Source organism: Mucilaginibacter lacusdianchii, assembly GCF_009770985.1.
Taxonomy (GTDB): Bacteria; Bacteroidota; Bacteroidia; order Sphingobacteriales; family Sphingobacteriaceae; genus Mucilaginibacter; species Mucilaginibacter lacusdianchii.
Genome location: NZ_WSRW01000002.1, coordinates 1,109,990 through 1,131,215, shown reverse-complemented (window position 1 = coordinate 1,131,215; position 21,226 = coordinate 1,109,990). Strand labels below are relative to the sequence as shown.

Here is a 21,226-nt window from a genome sequence, read left to right as displayed (position 1 = left end):
AAAAGAATTGAAGCAGTAACTAATAACCAATTTAAACAGATTGGCCTGTAATTCAAGCCCATTTCAACCCTTGTCCGGCAGGAATGCCGGCTAACCCTTTGCGCATACGTACCCGCTATCGCCGGGGACGCTTTTGCGCCGGATCGCCTGCATACCTTCCAGGCACCCGCGCCCGGAGTCGGCAGCCTACAGATCCCCGTTTTACAAACGGGCTGGCTGCTGACACCGGGCTTTTTCCCGTACCTCAATTTTTAAGACCATGAAACATATACTTGCAAAAGTCGACCGTATCCGGGCGGCCGGAACCGTTATGGTCCAGGTTGCTGATGATTCTCCCTACGCGGCTTACAACGGCAAAACATTTAAAGTACACAGTATCGGCACACCGGGTGTCAAATGCCGCATTTCCCTGGAGATGAACGAATCTGTAATTAATCTTAATTTAACGGAAGTGCTTTAAGCATAACCTAAATTTCTTAACATGAGTAACATATTAATTAAAACACCGATCAGTTACTATGGCGGTAAGCAGCAGCTTGCTGAAAAGATATTAACCCTGATTCCGCCGCATAATTTATACGGGGAACCCTTCACTGGTGGAGCCGCCATCTTTTTTGCCAAGCGGCCAGCCGAAGTGGAAGTGCTGAACGATACCAATGGTGAGCTGATGAACTTCTACAAAATTCTCAAGCAGGATTACCGGGCATTGTTTGAGGAAATCAAAGTCACTCTCCATAGCCGCGATTTACACCGCCAGGCTACTGTTATTTACAATAATCCGGATTTGTTCAGTCCTGTTAAACGCGCATGGGCCATATGGGTGCTGAGTCTTCAAAGTTTTGGATCAATACTCGATGGTGGCTGGGGTTATGACAAAATCACCAACACCGTTCCTCAAACTGTCGCTAACAAGATTGAGCAGTTTACCTTGCGCTTGGCTAAACGGCTACAGAATTGCCAGATTGAGTCCGCTGATGCCTTGTATATTATCCAGAGCAGGGATACCTTACAGAGTTTCTTTTATTGCGATCCGCCATACTTTAATTCAGATATGGGGCACTATAACGGCTATTCAGAGCAGGATTTTGAGAATCTTTTGTCTTTACTGGCTAAAATAAAAGGAAGATTTTTGCTCTCAGCTTATCCGTCCCAAGTGTTGGCCCGCTACGTCAAAAAATATTCCTGGGCGGAACTGCCGATTCTTCAGCCTATTGCTGTGAATGCCAAGCACCGGAAGAAAAAATTAAAAACGGAGATGCTGGTAGCTAATTACCCATTTCATCTGGCACAAAACTATAGTCAGTTGCTATTTTGAAATTGTGGTAAAAATAACGCCCGGCTTCACTTGCTGTAACCGGGCGTAACCTAAGGGATATGATTATGAGCAAACACCCAGGCTAATAAAAATGTCTTTTCTAAAAAGGAGGACATTAAATGAAGCAACAGAAATCGACCGACATGACCATTCTGCCACAACTTGACAAAGCTTGTGGGATTGACATTCATAAAGACAAGATCGTTTGTTTTATTGCGAACAAAGACGGCAGCGGCCAGGAGTTAAAAGAGTTTGGAACTTTCACCTGCGAGCTACAAAAGGCAAAAGCGTGGCTAAAGGCGAATGAGGTAGAACATTGCCTGATGGAAAGTACCGGCATTTATTGGATGAGTTTGTATTCCATTCTTACTGATTGTGGTATCTCTGTAATCGTCGCAAATCCAACGCACATCAAGCAGATTCCCAAGCGTAAGACAGATCGTAAAGATGCGCGATGGCTTTGCATGCTACTCATGCACGGGTTGGTTCGACCCAGTTTTATGCCAACATCCGAGCAGCGGGTTTTGCGTGATTATTGCCGAAGCCGATTGTTTTATTCACGGCAGCAAAACAAAATACAGAACCGTTTATGGAAGATACTTGAAAGTAACAATATCAAGCTGCGTTCGGTAATCAGTTCTATTTGTACGAAGACTGCTATGAGTATCATTAGATTATTATCGCTCGGAATAACGGATAAGGAACAACTTGCAAATTGCTCTTTAGGCCGGGCGCGTAACAAACGAGATAATATGTTACTTGCACTGGAAGGTACGCTGGCAGAACACCATCAAACACAGTTGCAGATGCTGCTACAGGATTTCGACCATATTCAGCAACAGATTAAAACACTAAACACATTGATCGATGAGAATATTGCCAAACACTATTCAGTTGCTTTCGAATGCCTGGACACCATTACCGGCATCGCACAACGTTCTGCCGAAATCATTTTAAGCGAGGCAGGTAGCGATATGAGCCGCTTTCCTACAGCAGATCATTTTACCGCCTGGTGCGGTTTAGCCCCCGGCAATAACGAAAGTGCCGGGCGACAAGGCAGTACATCGATAAAAAAAGGAAATTCCTATTTAAAGACTGCCGTTGTTAGTGCTGCATGGGCAGCGGTCAGAGTAAAGAACTCTTATTGGCACGCGCTATTTGAGCGTATGCGCAAAAGGATGAAGTCGCAAAAAGCGATCATCGCAATTGCCCGAAGAATGTTAAAGGTGGTTTACAATACGATACAAACGCTCACGCATTACAAAGAAAAAGGTGTTGCCTATTATCATGATATGCAGGAAAAAGCCGCAGCTTTTAGACAAGCTGGTAAACTGTGGCCATCCACTCAACAGTAAGCATAATATTAAAAGGACGGATAAGGTTTTAGAACACAATAGTCTGTAACCTAAGTTGCCAATACCAATCAGAATCCAGGCTTGTTCTCCGAGAACGCAGAGGAAACTTGTTAATTATTTGCCGGAAACTTTTCTATAGGTCAATTTATCCGCAGCATGATGTTCCTGCCTGTATGGGAGGGCATTTTACTGTGCCGAAACTACAGAAAACACAGCAATCGCCAGTATTGGGCTTCAGTACGGTATAGCAGTTCTCACATTCATAGAAGAACTGACATGCATCGGTCGGCATCGTTTCTTCCTTTATGTGTCCGCAGTGAGGGCAGGTGATAGCCGATTGCACTTGAATTTCTTTGGTCATGTTACTTAGATTGCGTGATAGTTGCCCGATAACCAATCTGATTAATCTTATTTTTCAGGCTATCTGGTGAAATTTTTCGAGAATCGTATCCAACGGTAGTTATAGCTTTATCAAATGATGTCGTCGCCTTAATAACACCGGACAATCGGGCTAACTCGCCATCAATATGCCTGGTGCAATCCGCGCATCCCATCCCTTTAACCGCAAACGTTGTCCATTTAATATTATCTGCCTGATTTGCTGGCATCGCTTGCTCTCGGGAAGAACCATACAGTAATGATGAATAATAAGGGAGCGCCATCAGGACAACGGACAACAAGGTTACGATCAACAGGAACTTTTGGGATTGCGGGAAAGATGCAGGCTTTTCTTCACAGTCACAGTCCGCTATCTTTGTTTTTCTGCCTAACTGCTGATACCACGCAAATGCGAATGCGACAAAGGTTAATCCAATCAGGTATGGCCTTGCCGGTTCTACCCAGGAAAAGGAGGAAGCTATGCCGCTGATGCCGCCTAAAAATGCAATTAATGGCGTAATACAACATAAGGATGCTGCCATTGCAGCGATTACTCCCGGTATCCAGCTTTTACTTGCGGTGGTTCTTATCATGTTGTTTCTAAAATTAGAGGTGTTTGCAATAAATTGAATAGAGGCATTAAAAGCACGGCATTAGAAAGTGAATAAAAAATAGTCTGGCCGCTCTTTCGGATTTTCACAATGTTCCCGTCTTTAAGCTTGCGCAGGTGCTGCGATACGGCGGGAATGGTCATTTCCAGTATATCGCTAAGGTCACACGGACAAAGCTCCTGCTCCTTGTATAACAGATATAGTATTTTGAGCCGCACTTCATTGCCTGCTAAAGCCAGCATTCGAGAAAGTTCGGTAAAGGTGGTTTGGTTGTTTTGGATGATCGTCCGGCAATTTTCGATCTGCCCAACATCTGCAAATATGCGACTGCATGCACTCATATATACTCAATTAAAAAGGCAAATATAAGTATTTAAGCAAATACTTAAATACTTATATTATTTTAATCGAGCAGTAACCCTTCTAATTCAAGGTCGTTTTGCGCAATGCGTCGAAGGTGTTTTTTGCTATCGGCATCCAAAATAGTTTGGTTAGCGCCTGCTTTCAAAAGAAGCTTCATGCAAGCCAACTGATTGTGCAAATTGTCGGTATCTTCAGACGATAAAGTATGTAGCGCCCAGCCAATTGGTGTACTTTGGAAATTGCGGTCTTGCAGATTGATGTCAGCATCGTTTGCAATAAGTTTGCCGACAAGTTTATCTCGTCCACAAAAAGCCGCCCAGTGTAATGCAGTGGCGCCTTCGTTATCGGCATAAAATACATCTGCTCCCTGTTCAATGTAAAAGATGCCCAACTGTTCAGCATGTAGACTTGCAGCCGCGATCAAAGGCGTGTTGTTATCGCCTGAAGCCTTGTTCCCGTCGATATTGGCACCAAACTCTAAAAGTATTTTTGCGATTTCTATAGCTCGTTCATCGGTAATATTACCTGCAAACACTGCATCACATACACGGTGCAGCGGATGACCTTTTTTAGCATCTGAATTGCCGCAAAGTGAAATACCTTCGTTTGTTAAACCGGGATTACGAAAAAGGGTATCCCTGATTTCCTGATCATTTGCGGTGCTGATTAATTCTAATAGATTAAGCATGCTGCTTCAATGGAATTATTGCAAAGTTACAACCAATTTATTTTTAGAGGAACCTTATCACAATTAAATTGGTAGAATTACCAATTTAGGTGCGCAATTTACAAAGTTTTGATTTAAATTTTAAACGACTGATGTTTTGACTTGACTAGCCATTTTTAAGCACCAGGCTTATCGATTTGTAGACCGGCTTTAGAATATAGATAATTGGATTATCAATAGAAACTGATAACTTATATTAATCGTAAAATCGTAATTGGTAATTGATATATTTACTGATCTCCAAATACAATATGTTTTATGAATTATCGTTACGAACCAGTAAGTCAAACCAAGGCTGTTATCGAACTTATTCCCGTAACCGATCAGGAAAAAACATTATTAAAGCAACTAAACATTAATAATCCTGAACACGAAATGACCTTTCACTATTATTTTGAAAAAGGACTTCAGTCAAGAAACGTTTCAGCAGTTTTACTCGGAATTGATAAAATGATTGAACCTCCAACAAAAGCGCTGGTTTCCTTTGAAGTAGTTATTGGCCTTGGATCCTAAGTTAAATTAGTTATGCTTATATGATTTCTGATCAATAATAAAATACTGTACAGGTAAATGATGAATGCGCAAACGGTTTTTATAGTTTAGTTGCCTCAAATTAAAGAGGTTGTCTTGTTGCAAAGCCTATTCCAGTTGAATCGTGATTGCTGTAATTAGTCGTAAAACCACATGATATGTCTAACATATTAAGTTTAGCAATCTGTTTTTCTATAGCTTACTCGAAGCTATTCAAATTTAATTCACCGACTTGGAAAATAATGACGGGCAGTATAAGCGTAATTGTAACTCAGTAAGATTTTCTGCATGAACAATCATATCCTTTATAAGTTCAGCTTTTAGCACTGTCAAGTTAGTCCCAATCTGGCGAATACAAGAAAGTCGTTCAGGAGATAATGAATTTGCTGATATGCTTTGCAAGTTGCAGTTGGCAGATAAATGCTTAATGATTGCTTCTTTATATAAATGCGGTGTATCAATCCATTCTTCTTGTAAGTTATGTGCAGATGCAAGCGCAGAAGATATGTTACGATTTTTAAGGTTATCGTAAAACCCCTTGACACACCCCTCTAAATCCCATCCAAGTGATTGATAAGCCACCTCTCGTTTATTATCAGCATTATAAATATTTTGAATCATCTGAAAATTCTTAATCCTGACCATGAAAGTTTCTACTGTTCTCAATAGTAAGGTAAATGTGTTGTTATAAGATTTGTCAAAAGGTACTTTGTTGCCCGCGTCACTAACCAGAACGATGTCGCAGGCATAAGAACTGTTGTTTTGAGTTATCTTATGCACACCTTGATTGTCGTAAACACCGCCATCTACTAACATTGGTTTGACTGTGCTTGCTAAATTGGGGTCTTTAAAGAATTCAGCATTTATGTACACTGGCGTAAATGCAAAAGGGACACAAGTTGAAGCCATTACAGCTCTTGAAATGGGAAAGCCTTTGTTATCAAATAATATGGGCTTGGGATAATATGCATAAACAGAGTCTTCCATCTTACGTTTCGAAAAAGTAAAATGGCGCATGGTTTGTAAGTTGGTAGATCCAATCGCCAATTCAGGTCGGTCACATAGTGCCTCTAAAGTCTCACCGCTGAAGAAAAACCTATTATAAGCTTTTTCAATTATACGGCTGAGGGGAAATAATTTAAACTGGAAACGGATTAATAAATAGAAAAATAATCCCAAGATGAAAATTGAACAGAAAGCCCATTTTGTGAATAACAAATAAATTGAAAGGAGTATGGTTATCAAAGATGGTAGAGCTGCCCTTAAAAACAGCCAGGATCCAAGTACATATTTTATAACGCTCTTAGTACTTAGAATTTCTATCATCTCGGCTTCAAAAGCCAGGAAGTTGCCTTGGTGAAGGCAATAGGCGGCCCCAGTTATGGAGCCGCCCGAAATTGTCGATAACACATCAACCTTGTCAAGTAATTGCAGCTTGTGAAGGGTTTTTAAAGTACCGATATGAAACCCAGCAGCACGATATCCTCCTCCGGAAAGTGCTACGCCAAATCTTTTTCTACCAACCATCTCCAGTCAATATCATTCGAAAACAAACGGTAATACCTCATCTGTCGTTACAATCAAAGCACAGGTTGGTATAGGTACCTTCCTGTTTAAAACTTTCAAGTCGTTTATGGTCTCCATGTCCTTTTGACTCAAGCGTTTCAGGTCCATTGGATGAGTATGCCATTCACCCACATATCCAATTACATCGCCTGTTACATTTTTTATAGCTTCCACCTCCTGCGGTAGTCCTTTAATCCCTCGTTTAAAACCCGTGCAGGTACCTTGGCTATCTTGGGGTTCAGTGAGGATATCGAATACATGAACAACTTTCGTCTTATAATTTGCGATTCCAATTAATACGCCACCTGTTTCTACAGGTGCATGATCATTAGATAATTTGAGAAGTCTTTCGCACGTGCCAGACAGCATTCGAACTGACCATTCACTACCGGATTGACATGGTAAAACCTCAAATGGTTGTACATCGAATGTATTACTTGAAAGCACTATACCTGTGCTCGCATTTTCTGCATGACAGGTAAAGATAATTCCGCTTTTTATTGCGTCCTGATGTTTAAGGCCAACGATAGTTCTTGAGAACGCGCTTGCATGTAAACTGATTTGATCATCAGCCATAATAGATGTTGCTGAACTGCAACCAAGGCCAATATTTAATGTTTCAATTTTCCTGCTTGCGTCAGCTCTTCGCCAATTAGCTAATTTTTGATCTTTTGTTGCCAGATAACATGTGTAATAAAGGAGATCATCCATTCGCGGGTTTCTATCAGAACCCTCTGCATACAACAGGCCTAATTTCCCCTCATCCGCAATTTCTGATTTGATATATCTAAGTTGAGAAGGCAAATCTGTTAAGGTCAGGTAATTACTTACCTGACGGCTTGCGGTAGTGTCAACGAGATATTTATAAGGCTCCCAATCGTCAGCTTTCATTAATACAACACTTTGCTCATATGCTTTAAGCCCATCCGTGCTTTCTGTGGTGTAAAAATTTTCTATAGTTTCGACAATTGCTTTAGCTTTATTCTGACCAACATGTTGCGCAAATAATTCGTGACGAACCAAGTTATGCTGTAGCAGCGGCTTATTGTCTTGAACACCTATATGTAAATTTCCTGCGCGTGCATCATGCATAATCATTTTTGAGCCTAATGACCCCGCTCCAACATATAAAGTTGAGGCGGACTTAGGTTTTCCTGAAATATAACCCGCAAGCATGGAGCCGAAAGGCTCTATATGGCTTTGAATGATGACCTCGTCTGTATCCTTAATCGCCGCTACTCCGCCTTGTGACATGATTAGCACAAAATTAAAGAACTCATACTCACCATTGTAACCAATCACTTTGTTGGGCCTTCGCATAGCATAAATAATAGGCACACCAAGCTTGATCAACACTCCTTGCTTTTCTAAGGTTGCCAAAATGTTTCCTATGTCTATACCCCTTATAGAAAAGAAAGTCTTCAAATGGGCGAATGTTGCCGGTTTTTTTGTAAGGTATAATTCCTCGACCTTATTGTCCGGATGCCAGAGCAACACTGAAAACAAAGGATTCTCTTTATTTTGCCCTTCATTTTGCTTTTCTGGGTTGTACACCTCGCTAACAGCTTCCAAAACTTTAGGAAGTACAATAAAGGGTACCGGCATCAGGGTTTTATAATACGGCCGCTTATTTGAGGCTTTTGCAAAGCCGGAAATTAAAATTGCCATAGGGTAATCTGGTAAAAGACGCTGGTCGCCTTTTACCACTTCGTAAAGCATATCGTATTTATAGACATGTTTTGCCAAAACATTACCTTCGACTCTGGTAGGATCAAACTCATCACCGTCCTCATTCAATAGTCCCGTACCCGCCTTGTACAGCCATTGTTGACCGACATCTAAAAAGTCGCTCATTTTAATTCTTGCAAACCACTCATTAGGCGTTTCACGCACCATGCAAAGTCGTGCCGGTTCACTTTCTTCTGTAAAATAAAGGTGGGATAGTTGGGATTTTGGAAAATCCTCGCGATCACTTAAGATGAACGGCGCAAAATTAGGGTAATCTTCTAATGATAACTTTATCAGCATCGGTTCTTCTGGTCTTATATCAATATTATTGACTGCACCATTGCTGGGTAAAGAAACCTCGTAAGTTACCGGAATAACAATATGCCATCTGTCAAAAGACAATACTTTGAGGTCCGACACCCCAAAGTATTGTTTTATATCAATAATAGCTTGTTCAACAGCAGGCGACAATGGACCGCTGTAAACTTCAAGTTTTTGGCTATACAACATATTACCCTTGCGTGATAATAGTGCCAGCAGCACCAAAGCCACCAGCCGAACCGCTGGCACTACCAGTTGATTTACGAGGTGCTCTAGCGGGACCATTTGCAGTAATGTCAAACACAATAGGCTCAGGTGCTGACTCTGAAGGTTCTACCGCGGTATTCAAAAACTTGCCTGATGATTCGAGTTTAGCAACATACTGTTTTTTCGCCTTGGCAGAAGGCGGATTGTCGTCATCATTTACAATTTTCTTGCTGGAGGCAATTATCCATGCACCTTTTTGCGCATAATCAAGTACTTCCAGCGAAGTGGATTGAGGTTCAGGATCCGATGTTTCATTAAAGAAAGTCCAGGAACAATGGTGAGGAGCCAAAAACAGGTGCCAATTTAATGCAACCTCCTTTTTATCATTGCCATACCGTTTAGTACGGTCCAAAATCTCAGCCCAAGTAGTATGGTCGGAATCGCCACCAAACATAGCAAGGCAGCAAAAATCAGTGCTCCAGCTGTAAGCTTTAAACCGGGCCTGAAAGACGATGCTTGCAGAATTTTTGTCCTTGTCAGGGGAGTCAAGCTTTATTTTAAATGGTGCATGTATGAAAATGGAGAAAGTAGTTTGGTCTCTATCGTTAAACCTTGTAACAATGTCTCCCGGAACGGCACGCATGTGATTCAAATCCTGATACTCTTTACTACTGTCATATCCGATAATCTTAATCCGATTCCCTGGTTTGTCTTTGTCAGGGTGATTCCTACGGTGTAGATCCAATCTGCGTTCTGCTTCCTGCTGATGAGCATCCTCATCATCATTAGTATACTGCTCGGCTATCATCGGGGAGAACCACATCGTATCCATAATAATCAGGTTTTTGTCGCGGTCTGCTTTGCTATACTTGGCAGGGTCCCCTTGGTAAAAGTTGTCCTTAAAACCATGGCAATGGTCTTTGTCCCCATGCGTAAGAATAAATACGTCTACATAGTAGTTATTATCCCTTTTTTGAATTGAATTGAGCAGGTCCTTTTTTGCATCGTGGATTTTTGGATCTTCACTCTCATCTGATTGCTTGGTGAGCTTGCAGTCAATCAGAATGCGTGTACCATCTGCAAGAGTTATCAATGACATGTCGCCATTATTCACAGCGTAATACTTAATAGACGGATTAGGCACTTTGCACCTCCGATCCAACATTCAGCTCAGTTGAGCTGGTTAAAAACAATGGTACTTTCGGCGACGGAAAGCACAATACAGCTCCCGGCCGGCTCGTATAGCCAACGGTAAACAATTTTTTCATTATTAATTGTTTTGGTGATAAAAAGGGGCAGGGTATACCTGCCCAACAATAAATTTTATCCAGAATCCGGCTATACGATGAGTTCTTTCGTGAAATGTAAAAAAAATTTGCTTATATTAAACTTTTAATACCTTTGCACCGTTAAAAAACAACCCTGTCATCGTAGTATGTCAGCAGTATCCTGCTTTCTGAATTGTGACACACATTATGAGCCTGAAGGCGTCGGACCCTTCGGGCTTTTTCCGTTTATAAAGAACGATTTGCAATTCGCTTTCGATAATTGTGCCATTTACTGTAAAATGTAACAATTTCGTAAAAAAGTGTACAATTTAATTTTCCATGTCACTTTGTCTGTTTTATTCATTCTGCCATGTCAGTAATCGGCATGACATAAAGACAAATTTAGCTATTTAACTTGGTATTCTAAATAAATTTCAACTAAAGTTATTAGTTAGACATTAAGTTGAAATATTAAAATTTGCACAATTATTGCAAATATAAAAAAACTATATTTATATTTAAATCAATTTTTCCAACATTTGCACAATTAAACAATTCCCATGTTAATTCAATTTACAGTCGGGAATTATCGTTCTTTCCACGAATTGCAATCCATAAATTTCAGGCCAACGGGATTAGTTTCTGAAGACAAGAAAGTGGATGCATGTAATATCGCTGGTAAAGGAGATAATTCAGTATTAAAAATAATTGGCGTATACGGCGCGAATGGTAGTGGCAAATCAAATCTGATTAAGGGTTTAAGCTTTTTCAAAAAACTCGTAGCAACTTCCTTGACCTCAGAAGAAATTCTTCGTCGTGAGCATAATTACTTTAAGTTATCATCTGCCCCTCTCGAACACCATGGTTATTTTCAATTGATTTTAACTATCAAAGATAAAAAATACAGGTATGGCTTTGCGCTTGATGAAAAAGCTGATGTGCAATCGGAGTGGTTATTTGGACCTGCAGAAAAAAACGAGACTTTCTATTTTACCAGGAAAAAAGGCAAAATTGATATCAATACCGAGCGATTTAAGGAAGGCTCACAATTGCCATTAAATAACCTGCGTAAGGATACCTTGTTTCTGACCTTTTGTTCTTCTTATGCAGGAAATATTTCAAGTTCCATTAAGGATTTTATTACTGATCAGATAATCATTGAAGGTGATAACGAGGCTGGGACTTTTTATGGAATGTTCGGCAAGGATCGAGGATTGACCGATACTTTGGTCGAGAAAGGGCAAAAAAGCACTGTTTTGGAATGGCTAACGGAAGCCGGGCTAAGTTTCACAGATGTAGAACTACACGAGATCGAAATAAATAAGCGCAAGTACGGCAACTACGTTATATTATCAAAAAACATTTATAACGAAAAGGGTGAAGTTACCGGACAGGCTTTAATGAACTTGGATTCCGATGAATCCGAAGGAACTAAAAAGTTTTATTCCTATATAGGTGGCCTGCATAGAGTTTTCACAAAAGGCGGTGTCTACATATCTGATGAAATTGATAGTAATTTTCATCCATCCCTTTTACGAAAAGTTATTAAATTATTTCAAAATAAGGCAGTTAACACTGCTAATGCACAATTGCTCTTTACTAGCCATGATGTAAATCTTATGGATCCTGACATCATGAGAAGGGATCAATTTTATTTTACCGAGAAGAATAGTATGGACGAAACCAAGTTATACTCGTTGGCAGACCTTAAAGGGATCAGAAATAATGCAGACTTTGCTAGACAGTACTTAGCTGGGTTCTATGGCGCGTTGCCAAAATTAGGTTCGTTTTTGGAACACCAGCATAATAGTTAATAAAATGGCTGAACAGTGGGAATTACAAACCAGTGATGAGCGAAGCGCTGACCAAATCCTGAACTTTATTATTTTCTGTGAGGATGAGGTTTCGGAGCCATATTATTTTAGTTCACTAGAGGTTTCTGGTAAATCCAAAATAAATTGCCTCCCAAATCAAAAACAAGGAAAGCTTAATTTGGACAATACTATAGCTTATTGCCGAGAGGGTGGCTTGATTGTATTTGACCAGAATGGCTATCGAGTAAATGCGGAAAGCACGGAAAATATTTGGTGTGTTTATGACCGCGATATGGAGGATACTGACTTTGAGAAAATCAAAGTAGCTAACCATATTGCATTTGATACTGCTATTCAAACAGCAGGCATTGCAGGTATTAATGTTGCATGGAGTAACGACGCCTTTGAGCTTTGGATATTACTTCACTTTGAAGAAGTTTCGACTGAAACTATGTTACATCGTGAATATATCTATGAGCGGCTGACAGCACTTTTTAAAACACTTCATCCAGATAATGAAGACTTTCAAGCAATGGTCGCCCACCCGCAGTTTTATTATAAAAATATTTTAAAGAAAAAGCAGCCGTTTATAACCTATGTGCTACCTGTGTTACATGATAGAACAGAACAGGCGATAGCTCGTGCTAATAACTTAGAAGCCAATTTTAATCATAATATAGCATTTCATCTTCGCAATCCTTGTACTCAAGTCCATCATCTTGTCAAGTTAATATTAAGTTGACATCCTTGCGGAATTTTAAAACGTTCCTTATTGTCAATCACATTACAAAAGGTGAATCAAGGGCTTCCTTTCATTTGCACTTTTTTTTTATCAGGAGAAGCGTAATCTTTCTTTCAGCAAAAAAAAGGGCACAAAAAGGGCACAAAAGATTTGCGCAAACCAATATTTTTTCTTAAAATCGCTTATTAGAAGCAATCAGGGCGGTTTTTGTGCCGTTACTGACAGCTAATGAAAAAGACTGAAAATCCTTGTGTCGCTGGTTCGATTCCAGCTGATACCACAAACAAAAAAGCCCTTTAGAGAAATCTAAAGGGCTTTTTTGTTTGTGTGAATGGTCGTTATAAGCTCTTTGCATAAGCTATTCAGTTTAGTGCATTTTTATGTTCATAACCGTATTCGCAATCTTTTTTAAGCTAGGCTAGCTATTTACCATCGCATATCTTTTGGGGTTAATACCAAAGTGTTTTTGAAAGACTTTGGTAAAATGGCTCAGATTAATAAAATTCAGCTGGTAGCCAACTTCAGATACGGTCAGCTTTTGTTCGCTGAGCAAGCGAGCGGCTTCCTGCATCCGGGCCCATTGGTAATATTCAAAGACGCCTTTTCCAAATATCTGCCTGAAAAGCTTGCGCAATTTCGGCTGGCTCATGTTTGCCGTTTCAGCAAGCTTGGCAATATCAGGCTGTTCCGTAAATCGAGATTGTAAACTAAGCTTAATCGCATAAATCGCTTTAATATCAGCTATATGTAAACCAGCGGCTGGTATAATTTCCCTTTGCATCAATTGGGCAAAAGTATGCGTAAGTAATTCTTCACACTTCAACTTGTAATATTGCTTTTCCAAACAATCTGGAACTGGTTGGCCAAGCATTTCAGCAGCCGTTTGAATAATTTGTGCTGATACCCTGCTTTCAAACACTAAGTTATCTTGAGCTGCCAAAACGGTGCTTACCACAGGATGTCTGATGTGTCCAAAAAGTTGGTTAAGGTGTTTTTTAGAAACCGCAATCGTGACGCTACCGAACAATGTGTCGCGGGGCATAGCCATCACGGAAGAAACGGCATGCCGGCAAATTAGGATATTTGCTTTTTCCAAAACTAAACTCCCATTAGGATTTGATGTTAAAGGAAAAATGCCGCTAAGCAGAAACACAACATCTTCTTGTTGGTCTGCCAGTTCATTTGTGCGTTCAATAGTTATATCTTCTATTAGATGATAGTTCCGGATCATCATCCGTATCTCCCCATCCCAGTTAAATCCGGTAATATAACCGGCACCTTTGCTTTTGGATATGTGTATAAAGCGTCCGTTAACTTCGGCACCAATTGCCTTGGCCAATTGTGCTGCAATGCCAGAACCGTTATCGGTAATTGATATTTTCATTTACGACTGTTTTTGTAATAAAGATGGTTATTTTAACTCATTTTAATGCCTGTACTTTGCAAATAACAAAGTGATGATATATGTTATTGCATAATAAGAAAGTAGCCATTATTGGTGCCGGGCCAGGTGGGTTAACATTGGCCCGGCTGTTACAAATGAAAGGCATCAGCGTAAATGTGTATGAAAGGGATTTTGATGAGAAAGCACGTGTGCAGGGCGCAACACTAGACCTTCACTTGGAGTCGGGTTTAAAGGCTATTAAAGCCGCTGGTTTGCTGGAAGAGTTTAAAAAAACTTACCGGCCTGGTGCCGACAAAGGTTTGGTGATGGATAAATATGGAAATATTATATTTAAAGATGATGTTGCCGCCGGAAACGAAGATTTTGACAGCCCATACGCACGGCCCGAAATTGACCGTGGACCCTTAAGAAATTTGCTAATGGATTCATTGCTGCCCGGAACAGTAATTTGGGATAGCCATCTGTTAAGTTTAGAAGAGGATGGAGACAGCTGGAAACTCGACTTTAACAATGGAACGTCCGCCACAGCCGATATCCTAATAGGCGCAGATGGCGCTAATTCCAAAGTACGTTCTTTTGTGGGTTCGGCCAAAAATCATTATGCTGGCACCATCATCATACAAGGCAACGTAGCCAGTTATCCCGAAATGGCAACGCTGCTTAACGGCGGAAAGATTTATGTTTTTGCGGATGAAAAGTACCTCCATGTATCTTCTAAAGGAGATGATTCTATTGATTTTTACATTAGCCTAAAAAAAGAAGAAAATTGGCATAAAACCAATAGTGTGGATTTTTCTGACCGCAATCAACTAATAAAATGGTCGAATCAGGAATTTTTTGGATGGAGCGAGTTGTGGACCGAATTGATAGCGCGAACAAATCTGCCTTTGTTGTTACGTCCGCAATACTGCATGCCTTTTAACCAAAGCTGGGAGCCGAAAACAAACATAACCGTTTTGGGTGATGCAGCACACTTGATGCCGCCATCTGGCGAAGGCGTTAACCTTGCTATGCTCGATGCGTTAGAACTGAGTGAAGCTTTGACAGACGATAGTTTTAAGAACATAGCGGATGCTATTGCCGCTTATGAAACAAGGATGCAGACAAGAGGTATTGCCGAAGCGCAAACTTCTATGGAAATGGTGACTTGGATGCACGCCGATGAGGCGCAGAATCAAATGGTAAAACTGCTTAGGGGAGAGGTTTAGGCTTGATAAATTTAGCCAGAGCCTTATTCAAGTCATCTGTATAAATTGCCCCTAATATTAAGTTTGGCACTTCCATCACATTTTTCAGGTGTTTCATCACATTTATTTTATGCTGCAGGCAAACTCCGCTAAGCTTGCAGCATGAAACTGAAATATCTGGAGATTGCAATAGCCACTCTTTTCCTTTTAACAAACACTTACGGGTTGCTAGGCACAGCCGACCTTTACTGGCGCGGCAATTTTTCTGCCGACTCCTTCGGTGCTCCGGAATTCAAAGCACACGGGCTGCAATTCAATTTCACAACGCATTATCTGATGCCCAATCTTATACTGTATTTTACCTACTACCTGTCCTTTATATGGATGGCTTGTGCATTGCCCAATCGCTATTTTGCTGAAAAAAAGTGGAATAAAGCTATTGCCGCAACCGCTTTTGCGTTTTTGATAACTTTAGGCCTGTTTACTTTAAAAAGGTACCTGTCATCGCCATATGGCGAAGCGGCATTGTGGCAGTCACTCAACGGTGCACTTAATCAGGCATTAATTTTATACACCGCGTTACTGTTTTACCAGGCGGCCCGGCAATCAGTACTTTGGTTAAGCAGGCATGGTTTAAAAAACGACTCAAAAAAGCCTGTCTTAGCCGAATCAGCTTATTTTATCATTACTTGGTTTGTTGTTCTATCAGGTTGCATCCTACTAAAAGCGTACTGGGGCGTAACCATGTTCGTGGGTTTTATATTGCCTTGTACTTTTGGCGTTTACTTGCTAAATGTATACTGGCTTTTTCCGGCGTATTTCAATAAAACCAACCGGCTTCCGTTTTGGGCAATGCAAATAGCAGCAACGCTTTGCCTAAACGTTCCATTCAATGGCTTTTACAGCTCACAAGCAACTTATTCCGGCACATCCTTTATGTTACTGTTCGTGCTGTTGTGGGGGTTACAGTTATGCCTGATTATACCCATTGCCTATTACGTATACAAACACAGGCAGGGTTTGGAATTAGAATTGACGGGACTCAAAAATCATCTGGACACCACCGACGCCAGCTTGCAGCTCTTGAAATCTCAAATCAATCCACACTTTCTGTTTAATGCCCTAAACACACTGTATGGTATGGCACTTACAGAAAAGGCCGAAAATACAGGCGACGGCATACAGCGGCTGGGTGATATGATGCGCTTTATGCTGCATGAAAATATGCAGGACAAGATTGAACTCAGTAAAGAAATTAATTACCTGAACAATTATCTGTCCTTGCAAAATATGCGCATTGCGTCCAATCCGGTTGTTGACATTACCGTGCACATTCAGGAAAGTAAGGCTTACCATTTAATATCTCCGATGCTGCTCATCCCATTTGTGGAAAATGCTTATAAGCACGGTATCAGTTTAAAAGAGCGCTCGTGGATTCATATCAATCTATATTTTACCGAAAGTAATCTTCATTTGGATGTGCATAACAGCATCCATCTTTCAAAAGATGATGATTTTGAAAAAGGGCGTTCAGGCATAGGGTTAAAAAATGTAAAGCAGCGCCTGGCTTTACTTTATCCGCAGAAGCATGAGCTGGTCATCCATCAAAATACTAAAGAGTTTTTTATACACCTAAATATTCAATTACAATGAAAAAGTTAATATTAATCATTATTTCAATCATAGCAACGGTAAATTGCTTCGCCCAGTTCCGCATAAGCGGCCAGGTATTAAACAAAGTTAGTGCAGGTACAGATTCGCTAACCATAAACCTGCCTTTTGTTTATGGATACAATCCTGAAGGCGATATTCGGGTCATTATAAACCGGCAAGGTAAATTCAGTGCTAATTTGCCAGTGTCAGAAAAAAAGCTGGCAACATTAACCTATAAAAAGCGGCAATATTTGCTGCTTCTAAGCCCGGAGAAAAGTCTGACTTTAGAATTAAATGCAGCCGATACGACTATAAGAAAGTTTTCGGGGCCAGAAGCCATAGAAAATAAGTTGTTATACAGTTTAAACTTATTGCAGCCACCTTTCTTTCGCGCTGAAGGTAGTAGCAATCTGTTTAGCAACTTATCCCCTGAAGCTATACAGGAAAAAGTTGTAAAGCCTTGGCTTGAAGTGCGTGATAGGCAGTTAACTATGATAAAGAATGCGCAAGGTGTTTCAAAATTTAATAAGCTCCTTATTAGTCAGGAGGTAAAAGCAAATACAATAATGCAGCTAAGCAGATTTGCCCGTATAAATGTGCGTATGAAACGGGATGACTTAGTAACCTTCATTATGTCAATATACAAAAATGTTGCTGTAAGGCCGGAAGTACAACCTGCAGGTCCGTTGTTTTATGAATTTGCCGACAGCTATGTTGGTTACATGGAAGCAGCAGCTTTTAGCGATTTTCAGAAAAGAGGAAGCAATACGAAAACGCCGCTTGTATATTTCGGTATTTCGCTTGATAGCATTAATCAAATAGCTCGCGAAAAAGGCAAAATGTATGTAAATTGGCTTGCCATTAAAAATAATTTCGACCCAAACGTTGCCGAAGCTATGCTGGCACAAGCTATTGCGGCCAAATCACGGGACAAAGAGTTAACAGAATTACGGCCTTTAATGGACGAATTTAAATCGGTTTATGCGCATAGTGGGTACACGGCGGGCCTGACGGATAAATTGCACAAATTGGAGACTGCACTTACTGCAAACAAAAACAACAAGGCTATACAAATTTTTAACGATTACCAGCAGCTTACCTCCATATATCAGGTAATAAATCAGTATAAAGGCAAAGTAGTTTATTTGGATATTTGGGGTACCTGGTGTGCACCATGCCGATACGAACTTGGTTTTACCCCTCAATTAAAGCAGCATTTCAAAGATAAAGACGTAGTTTTTATTTACTTGGATATGGATGATAACGGGAAGGATGCCCATTGGCGAGAATTTTTGCAGGTGAATAACTTAAGCGGGTTGCACTTGCGTAAAAGCAATCAGGATATTCAAAAAATTTGGGAAGAGGTGCAGCCGTTAAAGGACAAACAAGGAATGTATCCAAGTTATTTTATATTTGATAAAAATGGCAAACTCGTGCCCGAAACAGCCAAAAGGCCCAGCGAAGGTGTAGAACTATTTAAGCAATTAGAACAGTACTTGTAATGATTAAAGCCATAGCCATAGACGACGAACCCTTTGCTTTGGAAGTAATACGCTCACATGCTGGTAAAGTTCCGTTTTTGGATTTAAGCAATTGCTTTACCGAACCCCTTAAAGCAATTGCTTATTTGGCTAATGAGCCTGTACAGCTTTTATTTCTGGACATTAAAATGCCCGATATAACCGGCATAGAACTGATGCAAAGTTTAGCGCCTAAGCCACTGGTTGTATTTACTACTGCTTATGCAGAGCATGCCGCTCAAAGTTATGAACTGGATGCGGTTGATTATCTATTGAAGCCTTTCTCGTTTCCGCGTTTCTTAAAAGCATGCCATAAGGCCCATGAACTTTTGCAGTACAAAACCGGGCAAAAAGCCGACGATAGCAATGGTATCTTTATCAAATCTGGATACGAATCAGTTAAGGTTAACTTTCAGGATATCCTTTACCTGGAAAGTGCGGGCAATTATGTAACGTTTGTGATGGCTAACCGAAATACAATTCTTACCCGATTAACCATGAGTGAGGCCATGACGCTGTTACCGGCAACTACATTTGTTAGAGTACATAGGTCATATATTGTCAATAAATTTCACGTTGACCGGAAAGAGCGGCACCAAATCCACATCAAAAATTATTGCATACCCATAAGCAGTGCATTTGCAACTGACTTGGATTAACCATTACATAATAATTTATATTACGATGTTTGTGGGAGGGATAAGCAAACCAGCTCGTTAGGTGACATGCCAAACTTTTCCTTAAATGCGTAAGAAAAGTGCGACAAGCTTTTGAAGCCCAGGTAGAGATAAATAGCCGAAGGCTTTTGCTGCTTAATTTCTATCAGGTATTTGGCTGTGTCTAGCCGCTTGGCTTGTAGCCATTGACGTGGCGGTAGGCCAAAAGTTTTTTGAAAGTCCCTTTTAAAACCTGCCAGACTGCGACCGGTTAGTTGCGCAAATTTTTCAATAGGAATGTTAAACTGAAAGTTATTCAGCATAAATTTTTCCAGATCGATTTTATGCGGTTCGGAAAAATCAAACAAAAGGTTGCGAAGTTCGGGCAAGACAAGCAGTAGTAATTTAACGCATTCCTTCACTTTCAAAATACCGAGCTCGTCTGTTATTTCGGATCCGGCATTTCGGGCGTATGGAATAACCGAATGAAAATACCCTTGTATAAATTCATTGTATGGGATACTAACGTTGGGCGGACCGGTATATTTCTGGTCCGTTTCCAGCTTGCCTTCTAGAGCAATTTTACACAGCAAATCTTCCTGTAACGATAAGACGATAGTTTCATAATCTGCGCCGGGTGGTGGTATTTTGATAAGCGTACCCACTTGGTTTTTGCTAATCAATAATATTTCTCCGCTAGCTATTGATCTTTTTTGTGTAGTAGTTTGTAATACCATTTCTCCGGTTACCTGCAGTATCAAAGTATGATCTTTCCAGAAACACACTTTTTCTGTGCGCCTGGCAGCGTGGTAAGCGTAAAAAATTACACCTGGTATAATCTCTTCCGGGCTAAGCATGCTTTTACCGTTGTAAGTAGGTGCCACCCCATATGGCGCCTTTCGCAAAAGTAGTGTTTAACACGTTCATCTCTTCCTTGGTAAATACAATGCTCATGGCTGCAATGTTTTCGGGCAGGCGAGACCTGCGGCTCATACTAACTAACGGCATTATATGATCGCCCTGTTCTTTCACCCAGGCAATGGCAAGTTGTGTTGGCGTGCAACCTTTATTTTCAGCTAATTGCTTCAATACTTCAACCTTTTTCAGATTGTGACTTAAGTTTTCTTCTTGAAAACGGGTGAAATGAATACGGTAGTCGTCTGCTGGCAGCGGAGCTGTCATCTGGCCGGTCAAGAAGCCTTCAGCGGTATTAGCGAAGGCAACCACGCCGATGCCGAGTTGCTTGGCTGTAGGCAATAGTTCGTCTTCTACCTGCCTGTCGGCCAATGAATAGCCGATTTCCAGAGCACTTATTGGGTGAATGCTGTTAGCTTTACGAAGCTGCCCAGCACTAATTTCGGAAACGCCGATGTAGCGCACTTTACCTTCTTTCACCAAATCGGCTACTGTGCCAATAATGTCTTCCACCGGCACACTGTTGTCCATGCGGCTGGGTTGATAAAGATCAATGGTTTCAATACCCAAACGGGTAAGCGAGTAGTTAACAAAGTTTTTTATAGATATAGGGCGCAGATCCATACCGAGTGGTTGACCATTGTGAAAGATGGCGCCGAATTTTACGCTAATAAAAGCATCGTTGCGCCTTCCTTTAATGGCTTTGCTTATCAGCATTTCGTTATGACCGGCACCATAAAAATCACCCGTGTTCAAAAAATTGATGCCGTTGTCCAAGGCCTCATGAATGGTAGCAATACTCTCCACTTCGTTTGGTGTTGAACCGCCCCAGATAGATGACATACGCATACAGCCTAAACCAAGTCGGGATACGAACGGACCATTTTGGCCTAACTGTATTTTGGTGATGTTTTTCATGATACAAAGATCAGGGTTTAAAATACATCGTAGTTTCTTCAGTGGC

Annotated in this window: 21 protein-coding genes; 10 read left to right on the top strand and 11 right to left on the bottom strand. The window is 40.7% G+C overall.

The genetic code is table 11. The features are described 5' to 3' along the window. Window positions 1-259: 259 nt before the first annotated feature. The 3 genes from GPM24_RS11675 (at window position 260) to GPM24_RS11665 (ending at window position 2,670) form a co-directional block, all read left to right on the top strand. Entirely contained in the window at window positions 260-460 is a 201-nt protein-coding gene (locus GPM24_RS11675) for a hypothetical protein (protein ID WP_158826928.1), read from the top strand. 21 nt (window positions 461-481) lie between these two features. Beyond that, the gene (locus tag GPM24_RS11670; protein ID WP_158826927.1) at window positions 482-1,315 is read left to right on the top strand and encodes a DNA adenine methylase; all 834 of its coding nucleotides are present in this window, start codon (window positions 482-484) and stop codon (window positions 1,313-1,315) included. 119 nt (window positions 1,316-1,434) lie between these two features. Then, entirely contained in the window at window positions 1,435-2,670 is a 1,236-nt protein-coding gene (locus GPM24_RS11665) for an IS110 family RNA-guided transposase (protein WP_158826926.1), read from the top strand. 145 nt (window positions 2,671-2,815) lie between these two features. Here GPM24_RS11665 and GPM24_RS22350 read toward each other — a convergent pair whose 3' ends face one another. The 4 genes from GPM24_RS22350 to GPM24_RS11645 form a co-directional block, all read right to left on the bottom strand. Beyond that, entirely contained in the window at window positions 2,816-3,031 is a 216-nt protein-coding gene (locus GPM24_RS22350) for a GDCCVxC domain-containing (seleno)protein (protein WP_158826925.1), read from the bottom strand. Between the two features lies 1 nt (window position 3,032). After that, window positions 3,033-3,641: a mercuric transport protein MerTP gene (merTP, locus tag GPM24_RS11655; RefSeq protein WP_158826924.1), complete on the bottom strand. Its 609-nt coding sequence runs from the start codon at window positions 3,639-3,641 to the stop codon at window positions 3,033-3,035. Next, on the bottom strand, window positions 3,638-4,000 hold the full coding sequence (locus tag GPM24_RS11650; RefSeq protein WP_158826923.1) for an ArsR/SmtB family transcription factor: 363 nt from the start codon (window positions 3,998-4,000) through the stop codon (window positions 3,638-3,640). Before GPM24_RS11650 ends, merTP begins: the two co-directional genes overlap by 4 nt. Window positions 4,001-4,062: 62 nt before the next feature. Further along, the gene (locus GPM24_RS11645) at window positions 4,063-4,710 is read right to left on the bottom strand and encodes an ankyrin repeat domain-containing protein (RefSeq protein WP_158826922.1); all 648 of its coding nucleotides are present in this window, start codon (window positions 4,708-4,710) and stop codon (window positions 4,063-4,065) included. 297 nt (window positions 4,711-5,007) lie between these two features. Here GPM24_RS11645 and GPM24_RS11640 point away from each other — a divergent pair, with 297 nt between their 5' ends. Further along, window positions 5,008-5,262: a hypothetical protein gene (locus GPM24_RS11640; RefSeq protein WP_158826921.1), complete on the top strand. Its 255-nt coding sequence runs from the start codon at window positions 5,008-5,010 to the stop codon at window positions 5,260-5,262. Between the two features lie 237 nt (window positions 5,263-5,499). Here the strand turns inward: GPM24_RS11640 and GPM24_RS11635 are convergent, their stop codons facing one another. Genes GPM24_RS11635 through GPM24_RS22290 form a run of 4 tightly spaced genes read right to left on the bottom strand, consistent with a single transcriptional unit; the run spans window position 5,500 to window position 10,370 of the window. Further along, entirely contained in the window at window positions 5,500-6,807 is a 1,308-nt protein-coding gene (locus GPM24_RS11635; protein WP_158826920.1) for a patatin-like phospholipase family protein, read from the bottom strand. Between the two features lie 12 nt (window positions 6,808-6,819). Then, window positions 6,820-9,195: an anti-phage 6A-MBL system cap2_3 protein gene (cap2-3, locus tag GPM24_RS11630; protein ID WP_158826919.1), complete on the bottom strand. Its 2,376-nt coding sequence runs from the start codon at window positions 9,193-9,195 to the stop codon at window positions 6,820-6,822. Further along, window positions 9,086-10,267: an anti-phage 6A-MBL system MBL-fold protein gene (gene mblB / locus GPM24_RS11625; RefSeq protein WP_158826918.1), complete on the bottom strand. Its 1,182-nt coding sequence runs from the start codon at window positions 10,265-10,267 to the stop codon at window positions 9,086-9,088. Before mblB ends, cap2-3 begins: the two co-directional genes overlap by 110 nt. Beyond that, window positions 10,239-10,370: a hypothetical protein gene (locus GPM24_RS22290; RefSeq protein ID WP_255459115.1), complete on the bottom strand. Its 132-nt coding sequence runs from the start codon at window positions 10,368-10,370 to the stop codon at window positions 10,239-10,241. Before GPM24_RS22290 ends, mblB begins: the two co-directional genes overlap by 29 nt. 560 nt (window positions 10,371-10,930) lie before the next feature. On the opposite strand from GPM24_RS22290, the gene GPM24_RS11620 reads away from it, so the two are divergent. Beyond that, on the top strand, window positions 10,931-12,184 hold the full coding sequence (locus tag GPM24_RS11620) for an AAA family ATPase (protein WP_158826917.1): 1,254 nt from the start codon (window positions 10,931-10,933) through the stop codon (window positions 12,182-12,184). A 4-nt stretch (window positions 12,185-12,188) separates the two neighbouring features. Beyond that, window positions 12,189-12,926: an RloB family protein gene (locus GPM24_RS11615; protein ID WP_158826916.1), complete on the top strand. Its 738-nt coding sequence runs from the start codon at window positions 12,189-12,191 to the stop codon at window positions 12,924-12,926. 418 nt (window positions 12,927-13,344) lie between these two features. Here GPM24_RS11615 and GPM24_RS11610 read toward each other — a convergent pair whose 3' ends face one another. After that, window positions 13,345-14,310, bottom strand: a complete 966-nt coding sequence (locus GPM24_RS11610) for a helix-turn-helix transcriptional regulator (RefSeq protein ID WP_158826915.1) — start codon at window positions 14,308-14,310, stop codon at window positions 13,345-13,347. 80 nt (window positions 14,311-14,390) lie between these two features. Between GPM24_RS11610 and GPM24_RS11605 the strand changes: the two genes are divergently transcribed. From GPM24_RS11605 to GPM24_RS11590, 4 genes are all read left to right on the top strand, one after another. Next, window positions 14,391-15,539, top strand: coding sequence for an FAD-dependent oxidoreductase (locus GPM24_RS11605; RefSeq protein ID WP_158826914.1), 1,149 nt, complete (start codon window positions 14,391-14,393; stop codon window positions 15,537-15,539). A gap of 141 nt (window positions 15,540-15,680) precedes the next feature. Then, window positions 15,681-17,171 carry a sensor histidine kinase gene (locus GPM24_RS11600; protein ID WP_199269729.1) on the top strand — a complete coding sequence of 497 codons (1,491 nt, stop codon included), beginning with the start codon at window positions 15,681-15,683 and terminating at the stop codon, window positions 17,169-17,171. Beyond that, window positions 17,168-18,673: a redoxin family protein gene (locus tag GPM24_RS11595; RefSeq protein WP_158826913.1), complete on the top strand. Its 1,506-nt coding sequence runs from the start codon at window positions 17,168-17,170 to the stop codon at window positions 18,671-18,673. Before GPM24_RS11600 ends, GPM24_RS11595 begins: the two co-directional genes overlap by 4 nt. Beyond that, on the top strand, window positions 18,673-19,350 hold the full coding sequence (locus GPM24_RS11590; RefSeq protein WP_158826912.1) for a LytR/AlgR family response regulator transcription factor: 678 nt from the start codon (window positions 18,673-18,675) through the stop codon (window positions 19,348-19,350). Before GPM24_RS11595 ends, GPM24_RS11590 begins: the two co-directional genes overlap by 1 nt. A 20-nt stretch (window positions 19,351-19,370) precedes the next feature. Here the strand turns inward: GPM24_RS11590 and GPM24_RS11585 are convergent, their stop codons facing one another. Continuing rightward, window positions 19,371-20,204 carry a helix-turn-helix domain-containing protein gene (locus GPM24_RS11585; RefSeq protein ID WP_158826911.1) on the bottom strand — a complete coding sequence of 278 codons (834 nt, stop codon included), beginning with the start codon at window positions 20,202-20,204 and terminating at the stop codon, window positions 19,371-19,373. A gap of 4 nt (window positions 20,205-20,208) precedes the next feature. After that, the gene (locus GPM24_RS11580) at window positions 20,209-21,180 is read right to left on the bottom strand and encodes an aldo/keto reductase (protein WP_158826910.1); all 972 of its coding nucleotides are present in this window, start codon (window positions 21,178-21,180) and stop codon (window positions 20,209-20,211) included. Window positions 21,181-21,226 lie beyond the last annotated feature (46 nt).

Coding starts and splice junctions, on each gene's coding strand:
- GPM24_RS11615 (WP_158826916.1), top strand. CDS start 12,189: ATGGCTGAACAGTGGGAATTACAAACCAGTGATGAGCGAAGCGCTGAC.
- GPM24_RS11675 (WP_158826928.1), top strand. CDS start 260: ATGAAACATATACTTGCAAAAGTCGACCGTATCCGGGCGGCCGGAACC.
- GPM24_RS11590 (WP_158826912.1), top strand. CDS start 18,673: ATGATTAAAGCCATAGCCATAGACGACGAACCCTTTGCTTTGGAAGTA.
- mblB (WP_158826918.1), bottom strand. CDS start 10,267: ATGTTGGATCGGAGGTGCAAAGTGCCTAATCCGTCTATTAAGTATTAC.
- merTP (WP_158826924.1), bottom strand. CDS start 3,641: ATGATAAGAACCACCGCAAGTAAAAGCTGGATACCGGGAGTAATCGCT.
- GPM24_RS11650 (WP_158826923.1), bottom strand. CDS start 4,000: ATGAGTGCATGCAGTCGCATATTTGCAGATGTTGGGCAGATCGAAAAT.
- GPM24_RS11635 (WP_158826920.1), bottom strand. CDS start 6,807: ATGGTTGGTAGAAAAAGATTTGGCGTAGCACTTTCCGGAGGAGGATAT.
- GPM24_RS11580 (WP_158826910.1), bottom strand. CDS start 21,180: ATGAAAAACATCACCAAAATACAGTTAGGCCAAAATGGTCCGTTCGTA.
- GPM24_RS11605 (WP_158826914.1), top strand. CDS start 14,391: ATGTTATTGCATAATAAGAAAGTAGCCATTATTGGTGCCGGGCCAGGT.
- GPM24_RS22350 (WP_158826925.1), bottom strand. CDS start 3,031: ATGACCAAAGAAATTCAAGTGCAATCGGCTATCACCTGCCCTCACTGC.
- GPM24_RS22290 (WP_255459115.1), bottom strand. CDS start 10,370: ATGAAAAAATTGTTTACCGTTGGCTATACGAGCCGGCCGGGAGCTGTA.
- GPM24_RS11645 (WP_158826922.1), bottom strand. CDS start 4,710: ATGCTTAATCTATTAGAATTAATCAGCACCGCAAATGATCAGGAAATC.
- GPM24_RS11610 (WP_158826915.1), bottom strand. CDS start 14,310: ATGAAAATATCAATTACCGATAACGGTTCTGGCATTGCAGCACAATTG.
- GPM24_RS11670 (WP_158826927.1), top strand. CDS start 482: ATGAGTAACATATTAATTAAAACACCGATCAGTTACTATGGCGGTAAG.
- GPM24_RS11665 (WP_158826926.1), top strand. CDS start 1,435: ATGAAGCAACAGAAATCGACCGACATGACCATTCTGCCACAACTTGAC.
- GPM24_RS11595 (WP_158826913.1), top strand. CDS start 17,168: ATGAAAAAGTTAATATTAATCATTATTTCAATCATAGCAACGGTAAAT.
- GPM24_RS11640 (WP_158826921.1), top strand. CDS start 5,008: ATGAATTATCGTTACGAACCAGTAAGTCAAACCAAGGCTGTTATCGAA.
- GPM24_RS11600 (WP_199269729.1), top strand. CDS start 15,681: ATGAAACTGAAATATCTGGAGATTGCAATAGCCACTCTTTTCCTTTTA.
- GPM24_RS11585 (WP_158826911.1), bottom strand. CDS start 20,204: ATGCTTAGCCCGGAAGAGATTATACCAGGTGTAATTTTTTACGCTTAC.
- GPM24_RS11620 (WP_158826917.1), top strand. CDS start 10,931: ATGTTAATTCAATTTACAGTCGGGAATTATCGTTCTTTCCACGAATTG.